This is a genomic window from Leifsonia sp. Root227 (genome assembly GCF_001428745.1).
Classification (GTDB): domain Bacteria; phylum Actinomycetota; class Actinomycetes; order Actinomycetales; family Microbacteriaceae; genus Leifsonia.
Window position 1 is genome coordinate 614,261 of sequence record NZ_LMIO01000003.1, and the last position, 16,836, is coordinate 631,096.

General features: G+C 70.5%; 17 protein-coding genes and 1 tRNA gene. 11 read left to right on the forward strand and 7 right to left on the reverse strand.

Annotated elements, in window-relative coordinates; translation table 11 throughout:
- Positions 1 to 83: 83 nt before the first annotated feature.
- Positions 84 to 467, forward strand: a complete 384-nt coding sequence (locus ASE16_RS12920; RefSeq protein WP_055895517.1) for a phage holin family protein — start codon at positions 84 to 86, stop codon at positions 465 to 467.
- A gap of 82 nt (positions 468 to 549) precedes the next feature.
- On the forward strand, positions 550 to 1,326 hold the full coding sequence (locus ASE16_RS12925) for a hydroxypyruvate isomerase family protein (protein WP_055895519.1): 777 nt from the start codon (positions 550 to 552) through the stop codon (positions 1,324 to 1,326).
- Positions 1,327 to 1,354: 28 nt separating this feature from the next.
- On the opposite strand, the gene ASE16_RS12930 is transcribed toward ASE16_RS12925, so the two are convergent.
- The 3 genes from ASE16_RS12930 to ASE16_RS12940 form a co-directional block, all read right to left on the reverse strand.
- Complete coding sequence (locus ASE16_RS12930; RefSeq protein WP_055895521.1) at positions 1,355 to 1,912, reverse strand: cysteine hydrolase family protein; 558 nt, start codon at positions 1,910 to 1,912, stop codon at positions 1,355 to 1,357.
- Positions 1,913 to 2,112: 200 nt separating this feature from the next.
- Positions 2,113 to 2,186: transfer RNA gene (locus ASE16_RS12935), tRNA-Leu, on the reverse strand.
- A gap of 91 nt (positions 2,187 to 2,277) precedes the next feature.
- Positions 2,278 to 3,801, reverse strand: coding sequence for an MFS transporter (locus ASE16_RS12940; protein ID WP_055895522.1), 1,524 nt, complete (start codon positions 3,799 to 3,801; stop codon positions 2,278 to 2,280).
- Between the two features lie 130 nt (positions 3,802 to 3,931).
- Here ASE16_RS12940 and ASE16_RS12945 point away from each other — a divergent pair, with 130 nt between their 5' ends.
- The 3 genes from ASE16_RS12945 (at position 3,932) to ASE16_RS12955 (ending at position 5,678) form a co-directional block, all read left to right on the forward strand.
- Positions 3,932 to 4,507 (forward strand): TetR/AcrR family transcriptional regulator, encoded by a 576-nt coding sequence (locus tag ASE16_RS12945; protein ID WP_162255977.1) that lies wholly within the window; start codon positions 3,932 to 3,934, stop codon positions 4,505 to 4,507.
- Positions 4,508 to 4,717: 210 nt separating this feature from the next.
- The gene (locus ASE16_RS12950; RefSeq protein ID WP_055895523.1) at positions 4,718 to 5,086 is read left to right on the forward strand and encodes a VOC family protein; all 369 of its coding nucleotides are present in this window, start codon (positions 4,718 to 4,720) and stop codon (positions 5,084 to 5,086) included.
- Between the two features lie 217 nt (positions 5,087 to 5,303).
- Positions 5,304 to 5,678, forward strand: coding sequence for a YchJ family protein (locus tag ASE16_RS12955; RefSeq protein WP_055895524.1), 375 nt, complete (start codon positions 5,304 to 5,306; stop codon positions 5,676 to 5,678).
- Here ASE16_RS12955 and ASE16_RS12960 read toward each other — a convergent pair.
- Complete coding sequence (locus ASE16_RS12960) at positions 5,675 to 7,966, reverse strand: hypothetical protein (RefSeq protein WP_157480375.1); 2,292 nt, start codon at positions 7,964 to 7,966, stop codon at positions 5,675 to 5,677. The two genes, ASE16_RS12955 and ASE16_RS12960, sit on opposite strands and share 4 nt — an antisense overlap.
- Positions 7,967 to 8,179: 213 nt before the next feature.
- On the opposite strand from ASE16_RS12960, the gene ASE16_RS12965 reads away from it, so the two are divergent.
- The 5 genes from ASE16_RS12965 (at position 8,180) to ASE16_RS12985 (ending at position 13,659) form a co-directional block, all read left to right on the forward strand.
- The gene (locus ASE16_RS12965) at positions 8,180 to 8,833 is read left to right on the forward strand and encodes a TetR/AcrR family transcriptional regulator (RefSeq protein ID WP_055895526.1); all 654 of its coding nucleotides are present in this window, start codon (positions 8,180 to 8,182) and stop codon (positions 8,831 to 8,833) included.
- The gene (locus ASE16_RS12970) at positions 8,830 to 10,086 is read left to right on the forward strand and encodes an MFS transporter (protein ID WP_055895528.1); all 1,257 of its coding nucleotides are present in this window, start codon (positions 8,830 to 8,832) and stop codon (positions 10,084 to 10,086) included. The genes ASE16_RS12965 and ASE16_RS12970 overlap by 4 nt, the downstream gene beginning before the upstream one ends.
- Positions 10,086 to 11,363, forward strand: a complete 1,278-nt coding sequence (locus ASE16_RS12975; RefSeq protein ID WP_055895530.1) for an amino acid deaminase/aldolase — start codon at positions 10,086 to 10,088, stop codon at positions 11,361 to 11,363. The genes ASE16_RS12970 and ASE16_RS12975 overlap by 1 nt, the downstream gene beginning before the upstream one ends.
- The gene (locus ASE16_RS12980; RefSeq protein WP_055895533.1) at positions 11,360 to 12,673 is read left to right on the forward strand and encodes a D-arabinono-1,4-lactone oxidase; all 1,314 of its coding nucleotides are present in this window, start codon (positions 11,360 to 11,362) and stop codon (positions 12,671 to 12,673) included. The genes ASE16_RS12975 and ASE16_RS12980 overlap by 4 nt, the downstream gene beginning before the upstream one ends.
- A gap of 272 nt (positions 12,674 to 12,945) precedes the next feature.
- Positions 12,946 to 13,659, forward strand: coding sequence for a hypothetical protein (locus tag ASE16_RS12985; protein WP_055895534.1), 714 nt, complete (start codon positions 12,946 to 12,948; stop codon positions 13,657 to 13,659).
- Positions 13,660 to 13,895: 236 nt separating this feature from the next.
- Here the strand turns inward: ASE16_RS12985 and ASE16_RS12990 are convergent, their stop codons facing one another.
- From ASE16_RS12990 to ASE16_RS13000, 3 genes are read right to left on the reverse strand one after another with little or no spacing between them, the layout of a single operon-like run.
- The gene (locus tag ASE16_RS12990; protein WP_055895536.1) at positions 13,896 to 14,630 is read right to left on the reverse strand and encodes an ABC transporter permease; all 735 of its coding nucleotides are present in this window, start codon (positions 14,628 to 14,630) and stop codon (positions 13,896 to 13,898) included.
- A complete protein-coding gene (locus ASE16_RS12995) occupies positions 14,627 to 15,445 on the reverse strand; it encodes an ABC transporter ATP-binding protein (protein WP_055895538.1) in 819 nt (272 codons plus the stop codon). The genes ASE16_RS12990 and ASE16_RS12995 overlap by 4 nt, the downstream gene beginning before the upstream one ends.
- Positions 15,446 to 15,477: 32 nt before the next feature.
- On the reverse strand, positions 15,478 to 16,113 hold the full coding sequence (locus ASE16_RS13000) for a TetR family transcriptional regulator (RefSeq protein WP_082581431.1): 636 nt from the start codon (positions 16,111 to 16,113) through the stop codon (positions 15,478 to 15,480).
- Between the two features lie 154 nt (positions 16,114 to 16,267).
- On the opposite strand from ASE16_RS13000, the gene ASE16_RS13005 reads away from it, so the two are divergent.
- Entirely contained in the window at positions 16,268 to 16,834 is a 567-nt protein-coding gene (locus tag ASE16_RS13005; RefSeq protein ID WP_055895541.1) for a LemA family protein, read from the forward strand.
- Positions 16,835 to 16,836: the final 2 nt, after the last annotated feature.

Here is a 16,836-nt window from a genome sequence, read left to right on the forward strand (position 1 = left end):
CGGGCGCGCATGCCGCAGGTTCTCCTTCGGAAGGATCAGCGCGCATCCGCTATCCTCGGGAGCACCGTCGACGGGAGACCGCTGTGATCCGATTCCTCATCCGCGCCGTGATCTTCCTGGTGACCGCGGCCGTCGGGCTGCTCGTCGCCGGATGGCTGGTGCCGGGCGTGCGGCTGGAGTGGGGCGGGTTCCTCGTCGCCGCTATCGTGTTCGCCATCGCGCAGAGCATCCTGTCGCCGTTCGTGTTCAACATCGCGCGCAAGTACGCGTCGGCGCTGCTGGGTGGCATCGGTCTGGTGTCCACGTTCCTCGCACTGCTGGTCGCGAGCCGGTTCCCCGGCGGCATCACGATCGACGGTGCGACAGCCTGGATCCTGGCGACGCTGGTCGTGTGGATCGTCACGGCGCTCGGCGGCTGGCTGCTGCCGATCCTGTTCCTGAAGAAGCGCGTCGTCACCGCGCGCTGACCGTGCTGACCGCGAGCGGACGCGCTGACCGCGTCGGCGCGCGTAGGCCGCGCGCGGGCGGCTTTCGCGCTATCGTCGTCGAATGTCGTCGATCGCCGCGAACCTGGAATGGCTGTTCACCGAGGCGGGCGATGATCCCGCCGACCGCATCCGGGCTGCTGCGGCCCACGGACTGACCGCGGTCGAGATCTGGGGCTGGCGCGACAAAGACATCGCCGCCATCGACGCCGCCCTCACCGAGACGGGCGTCGAACTGCTGTCGCTCATCGTCGACCCGCAGCTCCCGCTCGCCGACCCGGGGATGCGCGCCCCCTTCCTCCAGGCCGTGGCCGACTCGCTCGTGGTCGCCGAACGGCTGCGCGCGCCCAACCTCGTGGTGGTGAGCGGCGACGACCGACCGGGCGTCCCGCGCGAGGAGCAGCGGACGACACTGGTGTCGACCCTCGCGGCGGGGGCAGCGCTGCTCGACGGCACGGACGTGACCCTGCTGCTGGAGCCGCTGAACACCCGCGTCGACCACGTCGGCGCGTTCCTGTCGTCCACCAGGGACGGCCTCGACATCGTCCGCGAGGTCGGTTCGCCGCACCTCCGGCTGCTGCTGGATGCGTACCACGCGCTCATGATGGACGAGGACATCGCCGCCGCGGTCGGTCCAGACATCGCACTTGTCGGCCACGTGCAGGTCGCCGACCTGCCCGGCCGCCACGAGCCGGGCACGGGCGTCGCGGACTGGGCGCACCAGTTCCGCGTGCTGCGGGAGCTCGGCTACCGAGGACGCTTCGGGATGGAGTACCAGCCGACGGTGGAGACGCGCAGGTCGCTGGCCGTGGTGGAACAGCTGGCCGACGCGGCGGTCTGAGCGCCGGGCCCGTTCAGTACTGCGCTCGTCAGTACTGCGTCCGCGCTCCCACGAGGTCGTCGGCGCTCACCAGGGTGGCGAAACTGTCCGACAGTGCCGCCATGAACGCGGCGTGCACCGCATCCCCGGGAACCGTCGTCCCGCCGAACTCGAGGTCGGGCGCCGCGCACGCGTCGTGCACGACGGTCACATCGAAGCCGATCTCCGACGCCGCGCGCACGGTGGAGTCGACGCACATGCTCGACATCATCCCGAGCACCACGAGCTGGTCGGGCGCGATCCCGCGCAGCGTCTCCTCGAGGAACGTCCCCACGAACGCGTTCGGCTCCGCCTTGCGAAGCACGGGCTCGTCGCCGACCGGCGCCACCAGCGGATGGATCTCGACCCCCGCGCTGCCCGGGCGCATGAACGACGCATCCGGTGCATCCCAGACGTGCTGGATGTGCACCACAGGATCGCCGGCCTCACGGAACGCGGCCAGCACGCTCGCGGCACGCTCCGCTGCGGCGACCGACCCGACCAGCGGATACGCGCCGCCAGGAAAGTAGTCGTTCTGGATGTCGACGATGACGAGCGCGCGAGACATGGGGGCCCTTCGGATGCGCGGACACCGCGCGGGACGAGGTTGCGGAAGAGAGGACGGCCCGGACGCCGTACCCGAAACGACGGCCGGGCCGCCGAGCGGGGACCGCTGCCCGACAGCGCCGATGGTACACCCGGTTGGTGACGGGAGTCGGGGAGGCCGTGCCTCCTGGCCGGGCGTGGGAGACGGTCCGCGCGATCGCGTACCCCCAGTGGGACTCGAACCCACACTGAAGCGATTTTAAGTCGCCTGCCTCTGCCGATTGGGCTATGGGGGCCCGGCATCCATCGTACCGGCGCGGTTGCGGCGTTCTCGGAGAGGGACCGGGCAGAGTGACCGTCCGAGCACAGCACCGCCGCCCCCGCGACTCAGTGCATCCCGACCGGCCCCGCCGCACCGGAGGACGCCCCGTCCGTCGCCGGGATGCGCCGCCCCCAGATCGCGAACAGCACCAGGGCAGCCGCGGGGAAGGCCGCGCCGAGCAGCAGCGAGGTCGAGATCCCGTGCGCCTCACCGGACGTCGCCGTGACCGAGATGAACACCGTGGTCAGCACCGCGACGCCGACGCTGCCTCCGAGCTGCTGCATCCCCTGCACCAGGCTGGATGCGGCGCTCACCTCTGTCGAGGGAGCCTGCGCCATCGCGATCGACGTCAGCGGCGCAAACGTCAGGCCGCCGCTGACGCCGAGCACGATCGCCGGCCCGAGGATGCCGCTGAGGAACGTGCTGGATGCACTCATCTGGCCGAGCCAGACCAGTCCGACGACCATCCCGCTGAGGCCGATGACGCCGACCACTTTCTCGCCGACGCGCGGGAGCAGGTAGCGGGGTGCGAGCTCGTTGGTGATGAGCATCGCGCCCACGAACGGGAGCAGGGCGAGGCCGGTGCCGAGCGGGTCGAAGCCGAGGACCTTCTGCGTGAACAGCGTCACGAAGTAGAAGAAGCCGAACATGCCTGCGGGGACCAGGAGCATCCCGAGCAGCGGGGCGGCCGTGCGCATCCGGGAGAAGAAGTGCAGCTGCACCACCGGGCTCGAGTGCCTGCGCTCGATGAACACCAAGCCGACGAGGGATGCCGCCGCGATCACGAACGAGGCGATGGACTGCGCGTCCGACCAGCCGTGGCTCGCCGCGCGGGTGAACGCGTAGACGAGGGCGACCATCCCGATCGTGGAGACGGCAGCGCCGCCCAGGTCGAGCTTGGCGGGGACGCGCTCGGTCTCGGTGAGGAACAGGGCGGCTCCGACGATGATCAGGATGCCGATCGGCACGTTCACGAACATGACCCACTCCCAGCCGAAGCTGGTGGTGAGGATGCCGCCGAGGATCAGTCCGATCGCACCGCCGCTGCCCGCGGCGAGGACGAACAGCGACATCGCCCTGGCGCGGTTGGCACCCTCCGTGGTGTTGGCGACGAGCAGCACGAGCGTGCTCGGCGCTGCGATGGCTGCACCGACGCCCTGCAGGATGCGGGCGGCGACCAGGATCTCCGGCGTGGGCGCGAAGCCGCCGAGCGCCGACGCGACGATGAACAGGCCGACGCCGACCATGAGCGCCAGCCGGGCGCCGACGATCGAGCCGATCTTGCCGCTCAGCAGGATGAGGCCGCCGAACGCGAGCGCGTAGGCGGTGACCACCCAGGACAGGTCGGTGGGGGAGAAATGCAGTTCGTTCTGGATGTCGGGGAGGGCGACGTTCACGATGCTCGCGTCGACCACGAGCATGAGCTGCGTGATGAAGACGACGACGAGGCCGAGCGCGGGGCCGCGCAGGGACGACCGGGATCCGCGGGATGCGCGGGGTGCGCCTGTCGCGCGGGATGCGGCGGCAGAGATGGACGTGACGGCGGGGAGCGGGGAAGTGGGTGGATCGTTGAGTTCGGTGGTCGACATATGGTGCGTTCCGTTCCGCGGGGTTTAGACTGCTATCCGGAGAGACTCTCCTCTTGAGTGATCAACAATATGGAGACAGTCTCCGCTTTGTCAATGGCGACAGAGTGAACAGTTCAGAAAGGGAGCTCGAGTGGGCGGCGACACCATCACCCAGCCCAAGCCGCTGCGCGCCGACGCGCAGCGCAACTACGACAAGATCGTCAGCGTCGCCTGCGAAGCGTTCGCCGAGCACGGCGTCCAGACCTCGCTCGACGACATCGCCAAGAAGGCCGGCGTCGGGGCGGGGACGCTGTACCGGCACTTCCCGAGCAGGGAGTGCCTGCTCGCCGCCGCGCTCGTCGAGAGCAGGCAGGGGCTCGACGCGAAGGCCGCGGAGCTTCTGGCCAGGCCTGATGCGGGTGAGGCGCTGAACGAGTGGCTGATCGAGCTCGCCAGGCACCTCTCCAGCTTCGACGGGCTGCCCGACTCGGTGGCAGAGGCAGTCTGCGATCCGGAATCGCCACTGACGGCGCCGTGCAGCTCGATGAAGAGGTCGACGGCGCTGCTGCTGAAGCGTGCTCAGGATGCCGGGGAGGTGCGCGACGACGTCAACGCCGACGATCTGTTCGTGTTCGCCAGCTCGCTCGCCTGGGCGGCCAACAAGAGCGGGTACACCCGCGACGATCTGCGCCGGGTGCTGAACCTCTTCATCGCCGGGCTGCGCTGACGCGTCGCCGGGGCTGCGCCGCCGCGCGGCGCTACCGCAGGATCAGCGGTTGCGGTACGGCGACTTCGCCATCTGCACGAGGGCGGCCAGCGACAGGCCTCCGCCGACGATGACGACGAGCCAAATGAATCCGATGAGCAAACCAGCCATGCGATTACGGTACACCGTCGAACGCTGGCGGTCGCACCGCGGCTGGCGGATACTGAGGCCATGATGCGCATCGGTTCGATCGTGTGGGGTGTGCGGGACGTGCCGCGCGCCATCGAGTTCTGGACGGCGGTGCTCGACTACCGCCCGCTGCGGGAGCCGGACGTCGACTGGGCGATCCTCGTCCCGAAGGAGGGGCGCGGGCCGCAGCTCGCCATCAAAGAAGTGACCAGTCCGTCCGCCCACCACCAGCGGCACCACCTCGACCTGTACGCCTTCGACCAGGATGCGGAGGTCGAGCGCCTGCTCGTGCTCGGCGCATCCACGGTCGACTGGGACTACGAGGACGGAGCCGACTACGTCGTGCTCTCCGACCCGGACGGCAACCGGTTCTGCGTGGTCGCCGCCGGCGACGCGGCGAGAAGCCAGTAACTGCCGGCGACACGCCGCGCGCCGACGCAGGTACTGGTGTCTCGTCGCTGTGAGGACTTTCAGCGGGCGGAAAGGACGCACTCACCTGGCGGTTGCACACTGGATGCAGACGCCGAACTGGTGTGGTGTCTCCGACCCGGTCGTGACCTCGATTCCCCCGAAACCGTCACGGCCGGGTCCTTCTGTGTGCGGGCCGGAGCGCCGGTAGGCTCGTCCGGTGTCCTCCTCCCGGTGCCCCTGCCTGAGCGGCCTGCCGTACGACGAGTGCTGCGGCCCGCTCCACCGCGCCGAGCAGCACGCCCCGACCGCTGAACGCCTGATGCGGTCGCGCTTCTCCGCGTTCGCACTCGGCGACGCGGCGTACCTGCTGCGCAGCTGGCACGCGTCGACGCGTCCGGAGACGCTGGAACTCGACGCGGGGCTTCGCTGGTACCGGCTCGACATCGAGCGCACCGAGCGCGGCGGCCCGTTCGACCTGGAGGGCGTGGTCGAGTTCTCCGCCTATTACAAAGGGGATGAGCGAGGGGTGCAGCACGAGGCGTCCCGGTTCGTGCGCGACGGCGCCGACTGGTTCTACCTGGATGCGGTCTAGCGCTCCGGCTCCACGTACTTCTCCCACAGCCACACGCACACGCTGAGTGCGGCGAACGCGAACACGGCGATCGCGACGACCAGCGTTCCCTGCCCGGTCTCGACCAATGACGCGACAGGAAGGAGCAGCGCGAACAGCAGCGTGTAGATCACGAGCCCGAGGCCGAGCCAGATTCCGCGGGACCACTGGAAGACGGCGCGCCCTGCGAGGCCGCCGATGGGCAGCAGGGCGATGGCCGCCGAGCCGAGGCCGAGCAGGGAGACGGCGTTGGCGAGCTCGCGGAGGAACGCTGAGACGACGCCGGTCGGCTGGGGAAGCGCGCCGACCGTCAGCCAGGCGACCACGCCGAGCAGGGCGACGGCCGCGACCTGTACGGCGGCGACGCGTCCGCGGGCGACCCGACCGGCTGCGCCGGCGAACGCCACACCGAGGATCAGCCCGAAGAGGAGGGCGGGCTGGAGCCCGAGCAGGCGGGATGCGATGGCGGCGACGCCGACGACCACGAGCATCCACGGGCGGAACGTCAGCGTGACGCGACCGCCGCCGAAGTGCGGGGAGACCCAGCGGGCGACGGCGACCCAGACCGCGTTCACCGCGGCCAGCGCGACAGCGAGGGCGAGGATCACCCGCAGATAGGCTCCCGCATCGTCGACGGGGCTGGACAGCGTCACCAGTGCCGCCGCTGCGACGAACGCGGTCGGGATCAACCAGGGGCTGCGCGGGGCCGCCGTCTCGTTCTCTCCTGCGACCAGGGCGCCAGCCGCGCCTGCGCCGGTCGCGCCGGTTCCGGATGCGCCGCGTGTTCCGGATGCGCCGCCCGCCGCGCCGCCGCCTCGCGCCCCCGACCCGCCGGCGCCCGCGTACAGCGCGTCCGCATCCCGCAGCTCTGCCCGGCTGCGGTTGCGTCCGAAGATGCTCGCTCTGCTCCGCTTCTCCCGTCCGTCGCGTTCCCGCGCCACCGTGACGGCGAGCAGCCGGGCCGGCAGGGCGAGCAGGAGAAGCGCGGCGGCCGCGAGCAGTAGGGAGCGCAGCCAGCCGGGGAACGCCTCGACCGAGACGACCGGCGCGGTCGCGCTCGTGAACGGCGTGTCCAGCCAGTCGGGCGTGCCGCCAGGCGATCCGTTGCCGTTGTACGGGTCGAACGGTGTCGGGCTGGGGGTCGTCCCTGGCGGAACGACGGGTGCGGCCGGGCTTGGAGTGCTGTGCGGCGACGGCGTCGCGGACGGCGACTCCGGCGAGGTCGACGGGGAGGGGGCAGCGGTGAGGACGGTGATCGCGACGGCGTTCGACCCGCCGCTGACGTTGCCGGCCGCATCCCGTTGCAGGGCGGAGACCGTGAAGCGTCCTGCGCCGAGCCTTCCGCTGCAGGTCCAGGACGTGCCGTGGACGACGGCGGAGCAGACGACCGTGCTTCCGTTGTCGTCGCTGCCGTAGACCGTGACCTTGGCGCCGTTCTCGCCTGCGCCGGAGAAGGCGAGCGGCGCCCCGACCGGCGCCTCGGTGCCCGGGGCAGGCGACCCGATGGTCGGTGCGGCGGGCGGCGTGGTGTCGACCGTGATCGCCACGGGGGCGCTCGTGCCGGAGGACTGGCTGGAGAACGGGGCGCGCTGCGTTGCGGTGATCCTGTGCGTGCCGCTCGGCAGCGGTTTGCTCAGGACGCAGCCCCAGGTTCCTGCGGAGTCGGCGGGGAACGAGCAGCTGGAGCCGTTCTCGGCGCGCACCGTCACGGTCGCCCCCGGATACGCCGTGCCGTGCACGCCGCCCCCGGAGACGAGGGTGCCGCTCTGGGAGGCGATGACCGGCGGCGAGAGCACATCCACCCTGCTGGATGCGCTGAGGCCGCTGTCCCGCGACTCGGCGCGCACGGTGACGCCAGGACCGTCCGGAGGCGTGGAGATGGAGCAGGTCCAGTCGCCCTGCGCATTGACGGGGGCGTCGCAGCGGGCGCCGGCGGTGCTGGCTGCGCCGGCGGAGACGTGGATGACGTCGCCGGCCGTCCCGGAGCCGGAGACGGCGAGCGGGAACCTGGTGACGAGACCGGAGGGGAGCTGGTCGATCGTCGGCGGCCCGGACGTCGGGGGAGGAGAGGTCGGCGTGGTGGTGTCGGAGGGCGACGAAGACGGTGTGGCCTGAGGGAGGGCGGATTGCGGGTGCTGCTGCGAATCGGGCGATGCCTGCTGTGAGTCGGGGGCCGAGGAATCGGACGGCGCCGATGGTGTCGAGGTGGCCGCCGTCGCCGGTGCCGCCGTGCCGATCACGCCGAGGGTGGCTGCGCTCGCGACGCCCACCAGGATCAGGGCAGACAGAAGCAGCCCGGACGACCCCCTCGACCGGACTGGTGGCGAAACATCTGACGAAAACACGCGCATTCCACCCCATTTCAGGTGGCGCGGCCCGTCCTGTCAAACTCCCTGGCCGGATTTACGGCATACTAACAACTGGGTCAACCGTCCCACTTCTCGCGCGAGGATGCGTGGGAAGCCGCCGTCGAGGAGTCCGCCGTGACACGCATCCCCGCTGTGGAACGCCGCACCGCTCTGGTGCAGGCCGCTCTCTCGGTCGTCGCGCGCGACGGGGTCGCCGCTGCCACCACCCGCAGGATCGTCGCGGAGGCCGGGATGTCCCTCGCCAGCTTCCACTACGCGTTCACCTCGCGCGACGAGCTGATGGCCGAGCTGGTCAACACCGTCGTCGACGGAGAGCAGTCCGCATTCGCCCCCGTGTTCGAGGCTCCGGACGCGCTGCCGGATGCGCCGACCATGCGGGATGCGGTGCGCGCGGGCCTCGAGCACTACTTCGCCGCCGTCCGCGCCGACCCCGACCGCGAGAAGGCGATGTTCGAGCTCACCCAGTGGGCGCTGCGCGAACCAGGCTTCGCGCCCCTGGCCCGCCGCCAGTACGAACGCTACTTCGCCGTCGCGGAGCACGCCGTCGTGCAGGCGGCCGCCATCACGGGATGCACGTGGACGCTTCCCACGCACGAGGTCGCGCGCCTGCTCGTCGTCCTCACCGACGGCCTCACCGTCGCCTGGCTGGTCACCCGCGACGACGCGGCGGCCCAGGCGACCATCGACTTCGCCGCCGACGCTGTGGCGACGCTGGCAACACCCGTTCCTGTTCCTTCCGCCCTCGACCCGAACGCAGGACTCCGATGACCGAAACCTCAGCTCCGGCGGTCTTCGCCGAGCCGACCCGCCGGGTGCCCGGCCGCTGGATCGCGTTCTTCGCGATCGCCTGGCTCGGCGTCTGGATGGCGCAACTCGCCCCCATCCAGAAGCTGCTGCCCGATCAGGTGCAGAAGCAGCTCGACACCACGTACTGGGTGGACAACGTGGTGGTGTTCGGCATCATCTCGGGGATCTCCGGCGTCTGCGCGATCATCGCGTACCCGCTCACCGGCGCCCTGTCCGACCGCACGACCAGCCGGTTCGGCCGCAGACGCCCGTGGATCGCCGGCGGCGCCGTCGTGTTCGCCGTGTCCCTCATCCTGCTCGGACTGCAGACCAGCATCGTCGGCATCGGCGTGTTCTGGTCGCTCGCGCTCACCGGTTTCTGCATCCTCACCGCCGCCCTCACCGCGACGATCAGCGACCAGGTGCCCGTCGGCCAGCGCGGCTACGTCTCCGGCTGGATCAGCGCACCGCAGGCCATCGGGATCATCCTCGGCGTCTCGCTGGTGACGTACGTGTTCGTCGGCGCCCTGTTCGGGTACACCGCGATGGCGGTGCTGCTGCTCGTGCTGGTCCTGCCGTTCCTCTTCCTTCCGGACGCCGTGCTTCCTGCGCACCTGCGGCAGAAGATGACGTTCCGGGGGATCATCGAGAGCCTGTGGATCTCGCCGCGCGAGCATCCCGATTTCGGCTGGACCCTCCTCAGCCGCGTGCTGGTCAACTTCGGCAATGCGTTCGGAACGTCGCTGCTCCTTTACTTCCTGGAGTTCGGGCTGCACGACAAGAACGCCGACGACGACCTGTTGGTCCTGATCCTCATCTACATGGTGTTCGTGATCGTCGCCTCCCTGGTGATGGGCCGCTGGTCGGACAGGATCGGGCGGCGCAAGGCGTTCGTGTTCCTCTCTTCTGCCATCCAGGGGGTCGCCGCACTGCTGCTGGCGTTCGTCCCTGAACTGTCGGTGGCGATGATCGCCGCCGGTCTGCTCGGACTCGGCTACGGCTGCTTCCTCTCCGTGGACCAGGCGCTTGCCACCCAGGTGCTTCCCGACCCGGAGAACCGCGGGAAGGACCTCGGCATCATGAACATCGCGACCGCCGTCCCCCAGGCGATGGCCCCGCTGATCGGCGCGGGCATCGTCGCAGCGCTCGGCGGGTTCGTCGGGCTGTTCGTCCTCTCCGGTCTGTTCGCGTTCGCGGGTGCTCTCGCGGTCGCACGAGTGAAAGCGGTGCGCTGATGACCTACGACCTCGACCTCAGTACGAAACCGGCGCCGTCCGAGCGCACCTGGACCACTCCGGATGCGTTCTGGCCGTCGCTCTCGGCGGCGACCGCCAGGCTCGACCCTGCGCTCGCCGTGCTGCACGTCCCAGCGCTCCGCCACAACACCCACGACATGCTGCGGAGGGCGGCGGGCAAGCCGATCAGGGTCGCCTCCAAGTCGGTGCGGGTGCGGTCGGTCCTGGATGCGGTGCTCGCGCTCCCCGGATACGCGGGCGTGCTCGCGTACACGCTGCCGGAGGCGCTGTGGCTCGCGGAGGGCACGGACGGGCACCCGCCGATCGACGACGTCGTCGTCGGCTATCCGACCGCCGACCGGGTCGCCATCGCGCGCCTGGCGTTCGCGCCGGAGCTCGCCTCCCGGGTGACCCTGATGGTCGACTCCGTCGCGCACCTGGACTTCATCGACGCTGTGGTTCCGCCGTCGCAGCGTGCGAGCATCCGGTTGTGCATCGAGCTGGACGCGTCTTGGCTGAGTCCCGTGCTCGGCCACATCGGCGTCTACCGCTCGCCGCTGCACGCGCCGACGGCGGTGCGGGAGCTCGCGGAGGCGATCGTGCGCAGGCCGGGTTTCACCCTGGTGGGCATGATGGCGTACGAGGCGCAGATCGCCGGGCAGGGGAACAAACCGGCAGGCAAGCCGGCGTGGGGCGCGACGGTGCGCTGGATGCAGAAGAACTCCGGCGCGGAACTGCTCGACCGGAGGGCGCAGGCGGTGAGCGCGGTGCGCGAGGTCGCCGACCTCGAATTCGTGAACGGAGGAGGGACAGGCTCGCTCGAGTTCACCTCCTCGGACGAGTCCGTGACGGAGATCGCGGCGGGGAGCGGCCTGTTCGGCGGCTACCTGTTCGACGGGTACGCCGGGTTCCGTCCAGCGCCCGCCGCCTCCTTCGCGCTGTCGGTCGTGCGCAGGCCAGGGCCAGACATCGCGACGCTGCTCGGCGGCGGCTGGATCGCATCCGGCCCCCCAGGACCGGACAGGATGCCGCAGGTGGTCTGGCCCACCGGGCTGTCGATGGTGGCGCGCGAGATGGCCGGCGAGGTGCAGACGCCGCTCACCGGCGCCGCCGCCGGGGTGATGCGGGTCGGCGACAGGGTGTGGCTGCGGCACACGAAATCCGGCGAGCTGAGCGAGCACGTGAACGAGTTCAACCTGGTGGACACCGTCGACGGCCGGGCGACCGTGGTGGGCACGGTGCCCAGCTACCGCGGCGACGGACAGGTCTTCCTGTGACGGCGACCGGCGCGGTCTGGCGCAATTGGGCGCGCACCGAGCACGTCCGCCCGACCCGCGTCGAACGACCCGCGGACGCCGAGGCGGTCCAGCGCGCTGTCGCGGCAGCGGCCAGACAGGGGATGCGCGTGAAGGCGGTCGGCGCCGGCCACAGCTTCACCGGCATCGCGGTGGCCCCCGGCGTCCAGCTCGACCTCGGCGACCTGAGCGGAATCGTGGACGTGGACGTCGAGCGCGGCAGGGTACGTCTCGGGGCGGGGACGCACCTGCACGAGCTTCCGAAGCTGCTGCGACAGCACGGGCTCGCCCTGCAGAACATGGGGGACATCGACCGGCAGACGATCGCCGGGGCCACCTCGACGGGCACGCACGGCACGGGTGGAGGGTTCGGCGGCCTCGCGACGCAGATCGTCGGCGCGACCCTGGTGACCGGCACGGGCGACGTTCTGACCGTCGACGAGACCACCAACGCCGAGCTGCTGCCCGCCGTGCGCCTCGGGCTCGGGGCGCTCGGCGTACTGGTCGACCTGACCATCCAGTGCGTGCCGGCCTACCTGCTGCAGGCGGTGGAGCGCCCCGAGCTGCTGCAGCACACCCTCGACACCTTCCTCGAACGCTCGGCGTCCGAAGACCACTTCGAGTTCTACTGGTTCCCGCACACCGAGACGGCGCTGACCAAGACGAACACGCGCCTGCCGCTGTCGTCGCCGTCCGCTCCGCTGCCGACGTTCGGCAGGTGGGTCGACGACGAACTCCTGGCCAACGGCCTCTACCGCGGGGTCTGCGCGCTCGGCACGGTCGCCCCCGCGATCATCCCCCCGTTCAGCCGCCTGGCGCAGAAGCTGACGGGCAACCGCGACTTCACCGACGTGTCTCCGCGCGTCTTCGTGACCAATCGCACCGTGCGCTTCCGCGAGATGGAGTACGCCATCCCCCGGGAGGCGGTTCCCGGCGCGCTCGCCGAGGTCAAGGCGCTGATCGAGCAGCGCGGCTGGCGCATCTCGTTCCCGGTGGAGGTGCGGTCGGCGGCGGCGGACGACAACTGGCTCTCCACGGCGTACGGACGCGATACCGGCTACATCGCCGTGCATCGCTATTACCGCGAGGACTCGACGGAGTACTTCGCGGCGGTCGAGGAGATCATGATGGCCCACGACGGCCGGCCGCACTGGGGCAAGCTGCACACACGCCACGCCGAGTCTCTACGGAGCACGTATCCCCGGTTCGACGACTTCCTCGCGGTGCGCGACCGTCTCGACCCGGAGCGACGATTCGAGAACGTCTACCTGCGGCGCGTGCTGGGGGAGTGACGCGTCGCTGCTCGTCGATCTCGGGATGCGCGGTGTCCCCAAAGCGGGTGCCGCGCACCCAGGGGACGCCCGGCTGAGGAAGCCTCGGAATTCCGCGTGTTCTCGCGGAAATCCCCGTGTTTTCGGGCCCGGCCGGGGTCGATGGATGTAACGGGTGTGACTCGTGTGACGAACGAGAATCTTGACACGTCCTCATTTCCCTGGAACACTCCGTGCTAGCTGTGAATCGCCTGGGAGTTATTGAGCATAATTCATCTTCAGGGAGCAAGCCGATGTCCGACCGCACCACCCGCTCTGCCAGCGCCGCCGGCGCCGTGGTCCGCCGCGGCATCGCCGTCGTCGCCGCGCTCGCCATCGGCGCCGGAGTCGTCACCGCGACCAGCGGCGCCGTCTCCACGTCGGTCGTCGAGGCGCGGGAGGCCGCGCGCACGGCCGCCGTCGCCAGGATGGACAGCGGGAACCGCGCATCCGGTGCCGTGGTCCGTGTCGCGGTCGCCGACGCTCGCCGCTCTGCGGCCGTCGCAGCGGCAGCCGCAGAGCTCGTGCGCGCCCGCGGCGTGCTGGCGTCGAGCGCCGGCAAAGCCGCTGAAGCCGGCCGGGATGCACTGAGCGTTGCCATCGACGCCGTCGCAAGCCGCGCATCCGGTGCGACGACGTTCGCCGTGACCGCGTCCGTCGTCACGCTGAAGGAGTCGGAGAAGGCTGTGACGGACTCTGTGGCCGCCTTCGAGCAGGCCGAACTGCAGCGCCTCGCGGCAGAGGCCGCCGCGCGGGCGGCGGCCGTCGTCGCCGCCGAATACCAGGAGGCGAGGAGCCGCACCGCCGACTCCGCCGCCCCATCGCACACGTCGGCCGCCGCGCCCGCCGCGGCAGCGCCGTACTACGCCCCGGGGGTGTCGTCCGTGCCCCCGGACAATTCGGGGTGCGGTCCGTGCCCCGGCGCAACGCTCGTGCTGACCCCATCGGGATATTGGGGTTGTCCCTAGCCGAGCTCTGACGGCATCCGTCCGACCACGGATGTCGCCAGCGAAACACGATCGCGGCGTCGCCGCCCCCGGTGTCGGGCACCTGGGAGCGTCGGCGCCGCGTCGTCGTTCCCCACTACCCGCGCCCTCAGATAATCGAGCCCGGAGCTATTCAGGCGACACGCCGTGGAAAGCGTGCACAACTCCGGGCTCGATTATCAGGGGGCGTGTCGCGGGAGGGGGCGGGGCGGATGGGGTCAGGGGGTGCGGCGCTGCAGGGTGAGGGCGCCGAGGATGATCGCGGCGAGGGCGAACGCTCCGATGATGAGGAGCTCGCCTCCGACGTATGCGGCGTCGTGCGTGTCGTTCGCCACCGCGTTCAGCGCGTCGATGGCGTGCGAGAGTGGGAGCCAGTCGCTGATGATGTGCAGCGCATCCGGCAGCTGGTCGCGCGGGATGAAGATGCCGCCGAGCAGGATCTGCGGGAACACCAGGGCCGGCATGAACTGCACCACCTGGAACTCGGTGCGGGCGAACGCGCTCACGAACAGGCCGAGCGTCGTCCCCAGGATCGCGTCGGCGAGCGCGACCGCGATCAGCAGCCACACGCTGCCCTTGATCTCCAGCCCGCACACCCACACGGCGTAGCCGACCGCCACGAGCGTCTGGACGATCGCCAGCAGCCCGAACGCGAGCGTGTATCCCAGAATGAAATCCGCCTTGCCGAGGGGCATCGACAACAGGCGCTCCAGCGTGCCCGTGCGCCGTTCGCGCAGCGTGGTGATGCTCGTCACCAGGAACATCACGATGAACGGGAACAGGGCGAGCATCGCCGGGCCGATCGTGGAGAACACCGGAGTGTCCGTGAAGATCCACGCGACCAGCCCGATCAGCAGGCTGGGCACGACGACGAGCAGCCCGATCGTGCGCGGGTCGTGCCGGATCTGCGTGAGCACCCTGCCGGCGGTCGCGATGGTGCGAGAGCCGTTCATCGCGCTGCCCCGCCCTCGTCCTCGTCGGAGTGTGCGGAGCCCGCGCCGTCCGCGCCGTCGACGCCGTCCGCGTCCGGCAGCGCGTGCTTGGGATGCCGGCGGCGGATGAGCGCCAGGAACGCGCCCTCCGCATCCGCGGCCCCCGTCGTGGCCAGCAGGGATGCGGGCGTCTCATCCGCGAGGATCGCCCCGTCGCGCATCAGCAGCAGCCGGTCGCAGCGGCTGGCCTCGTCCATCACGTGACTCGAGATGAGCAGACTCGTGCCGGCATCGGCCAGGCGGTGGAACAGCCCCCACAGCTCCACCCGGAGGAGCGGGTCGAGGCCGACCGTCGGCTCGTCCAGCACGAGCAGGTCGGGGGAGCCGAGCAGGGCCGCGGCCAGGGAGACGCGGCTGCGCTGCCCGCCGGAGAGCGTGGAGACGAGCTGCCCGGCGTTCGCACCGAGGTCGGTCGCCTCGATCGCGCGGTCGACGTCGGCCTTCGCCGCCCCGAGGATGCGCCGGAAGTACGCGAGGTTCTGCTGCACCGTGAGGTCGTCGTAGACGCTCGCCGCCTGGGTGACGTAGCCCACCCTGTGGCGCAGCCCGGCAGAGCCGGCCGGTTCTCCGAGCACCTCGACGGTCCCGCCAGCGACGCGCTGCACCCCGACGATCGAGCGCATGAGCGTCGTCTTCCCGCATCCGCTCGGCCCCAGCAGGCCGACCACTTCACCGCGCGGGATGCGCAGGGTCAGGCCATCGAGGATCGTCGCGCGGCCGCGGCGCACCGTCAGACCGTCCACGGAGACCGCCGTGCCCATCGAGGAATTCATCATGTGATGAATTATTCGCCCGGCACGGCGACGCGTCAAGGACGGTCCAGGCTCCCCGCGGACGGGTCCCCGAACAGATGCCACTGCACCACAGGCCCGACCCGCCGCGCCAGCTCGTCGGCGGACGCGTGCGCGATCGGCTCCAGCTTGAGCACGAACCGGGCGAGCATCAGCCCGACAAGCTGGGATGCGGCGAGATTCGCTCGCAGATCGGCGTCCTGGCCTCCCGCGAGCGCGGCAAGCCGCACGAACACCTCCCTGGTCAGGAACTCCTTCAGCATCCGGCTGCCGGGACCGCTGCCGAGAGCCGTGCGCAGGATCGCGACGATGCGGGCCTGCGACTTCGCGTCGTCGAGCTGCCGCAGCAGCAGGCGCACCACGGAGGCGCCGATCTCCTCCCGCGGTCCGGCCAGGATGACGTCCAGGATGCGGTCGGGGCGCAGGGGCGCATCCAGGGACGCGGTGAACAGCTCGGCCTTGTCGTCGAAGTAGTGGTGCACGAGGGCAGAGTCGACGCCCGCCCTCCGCGCGATCGCCCGCAACGACGCCGCGTCGTACCCGTGCTCGGCGAACTCCTCCGTCGCCGCCTTGAGGATGGCGGACTTGGTGGATGCGCCGTCGCGCTCCTTGCGCGGACGGCCCCGTCTGCGACGTTCGGCGACCTCACTCACCTGCCCATTGTGTACCCGCGCGGGCGCCGCCTGCCGAACGGCACCACGCTTGCTTTGAGAGTGGTGGGAACGCGGTGGGAGCGCCGTGACCCGCCGTTAGGATGGGATCTGCGCCACGTCGTTCACGCGCCAGCACACCAAGGAGTACCCGAAAATGGAATGGCTCATCCCGGTCATCATCGTCGTCGTGATCGTCGCGATCATCGGGATCTACCTGTGGGCCACCTACAACTCGCTGGTGACTCTCAAGGTCCGCGTCGACGAGGCGTGGAGCGACATCACGGTGCAGCTCAAGCGGCGTGCCGACCTCATCCCGAACCTCATCGAGACGGTCAAGGGATACGCGGCGCACGAGAAGGGCGTCTTCGAGTCCGTGACGCAGGCGCGTGCAGAGACCCTGTCCGCGCAGGGGCCGGCGGAAGCGTCCGTGGCCGAGGGCCACATGCAGAGCGCGCTGAAGAGCATCTTCGCGGTCGCTGAGGCGTACCCGCAGCTCCAGGCCAGCCAGAACTTCCTGCGCCTGCAGGCCGATCTGGTCGACACCGAGGACAAGATCCAGGCGTCGCGCCGGTTCTACAACGGCGGCGTCCGCGAGCTGAACACCAAGATCAAGGTCTTCCCGAACAACATCTTCGCCAAGCGCATGGGCTTCACCGAGCGCGACTTCTTCGAGGTCAGCGACCTCGCGGCCATCGCCGAGCCCCCGCGCGTCCAGTTCTAGCG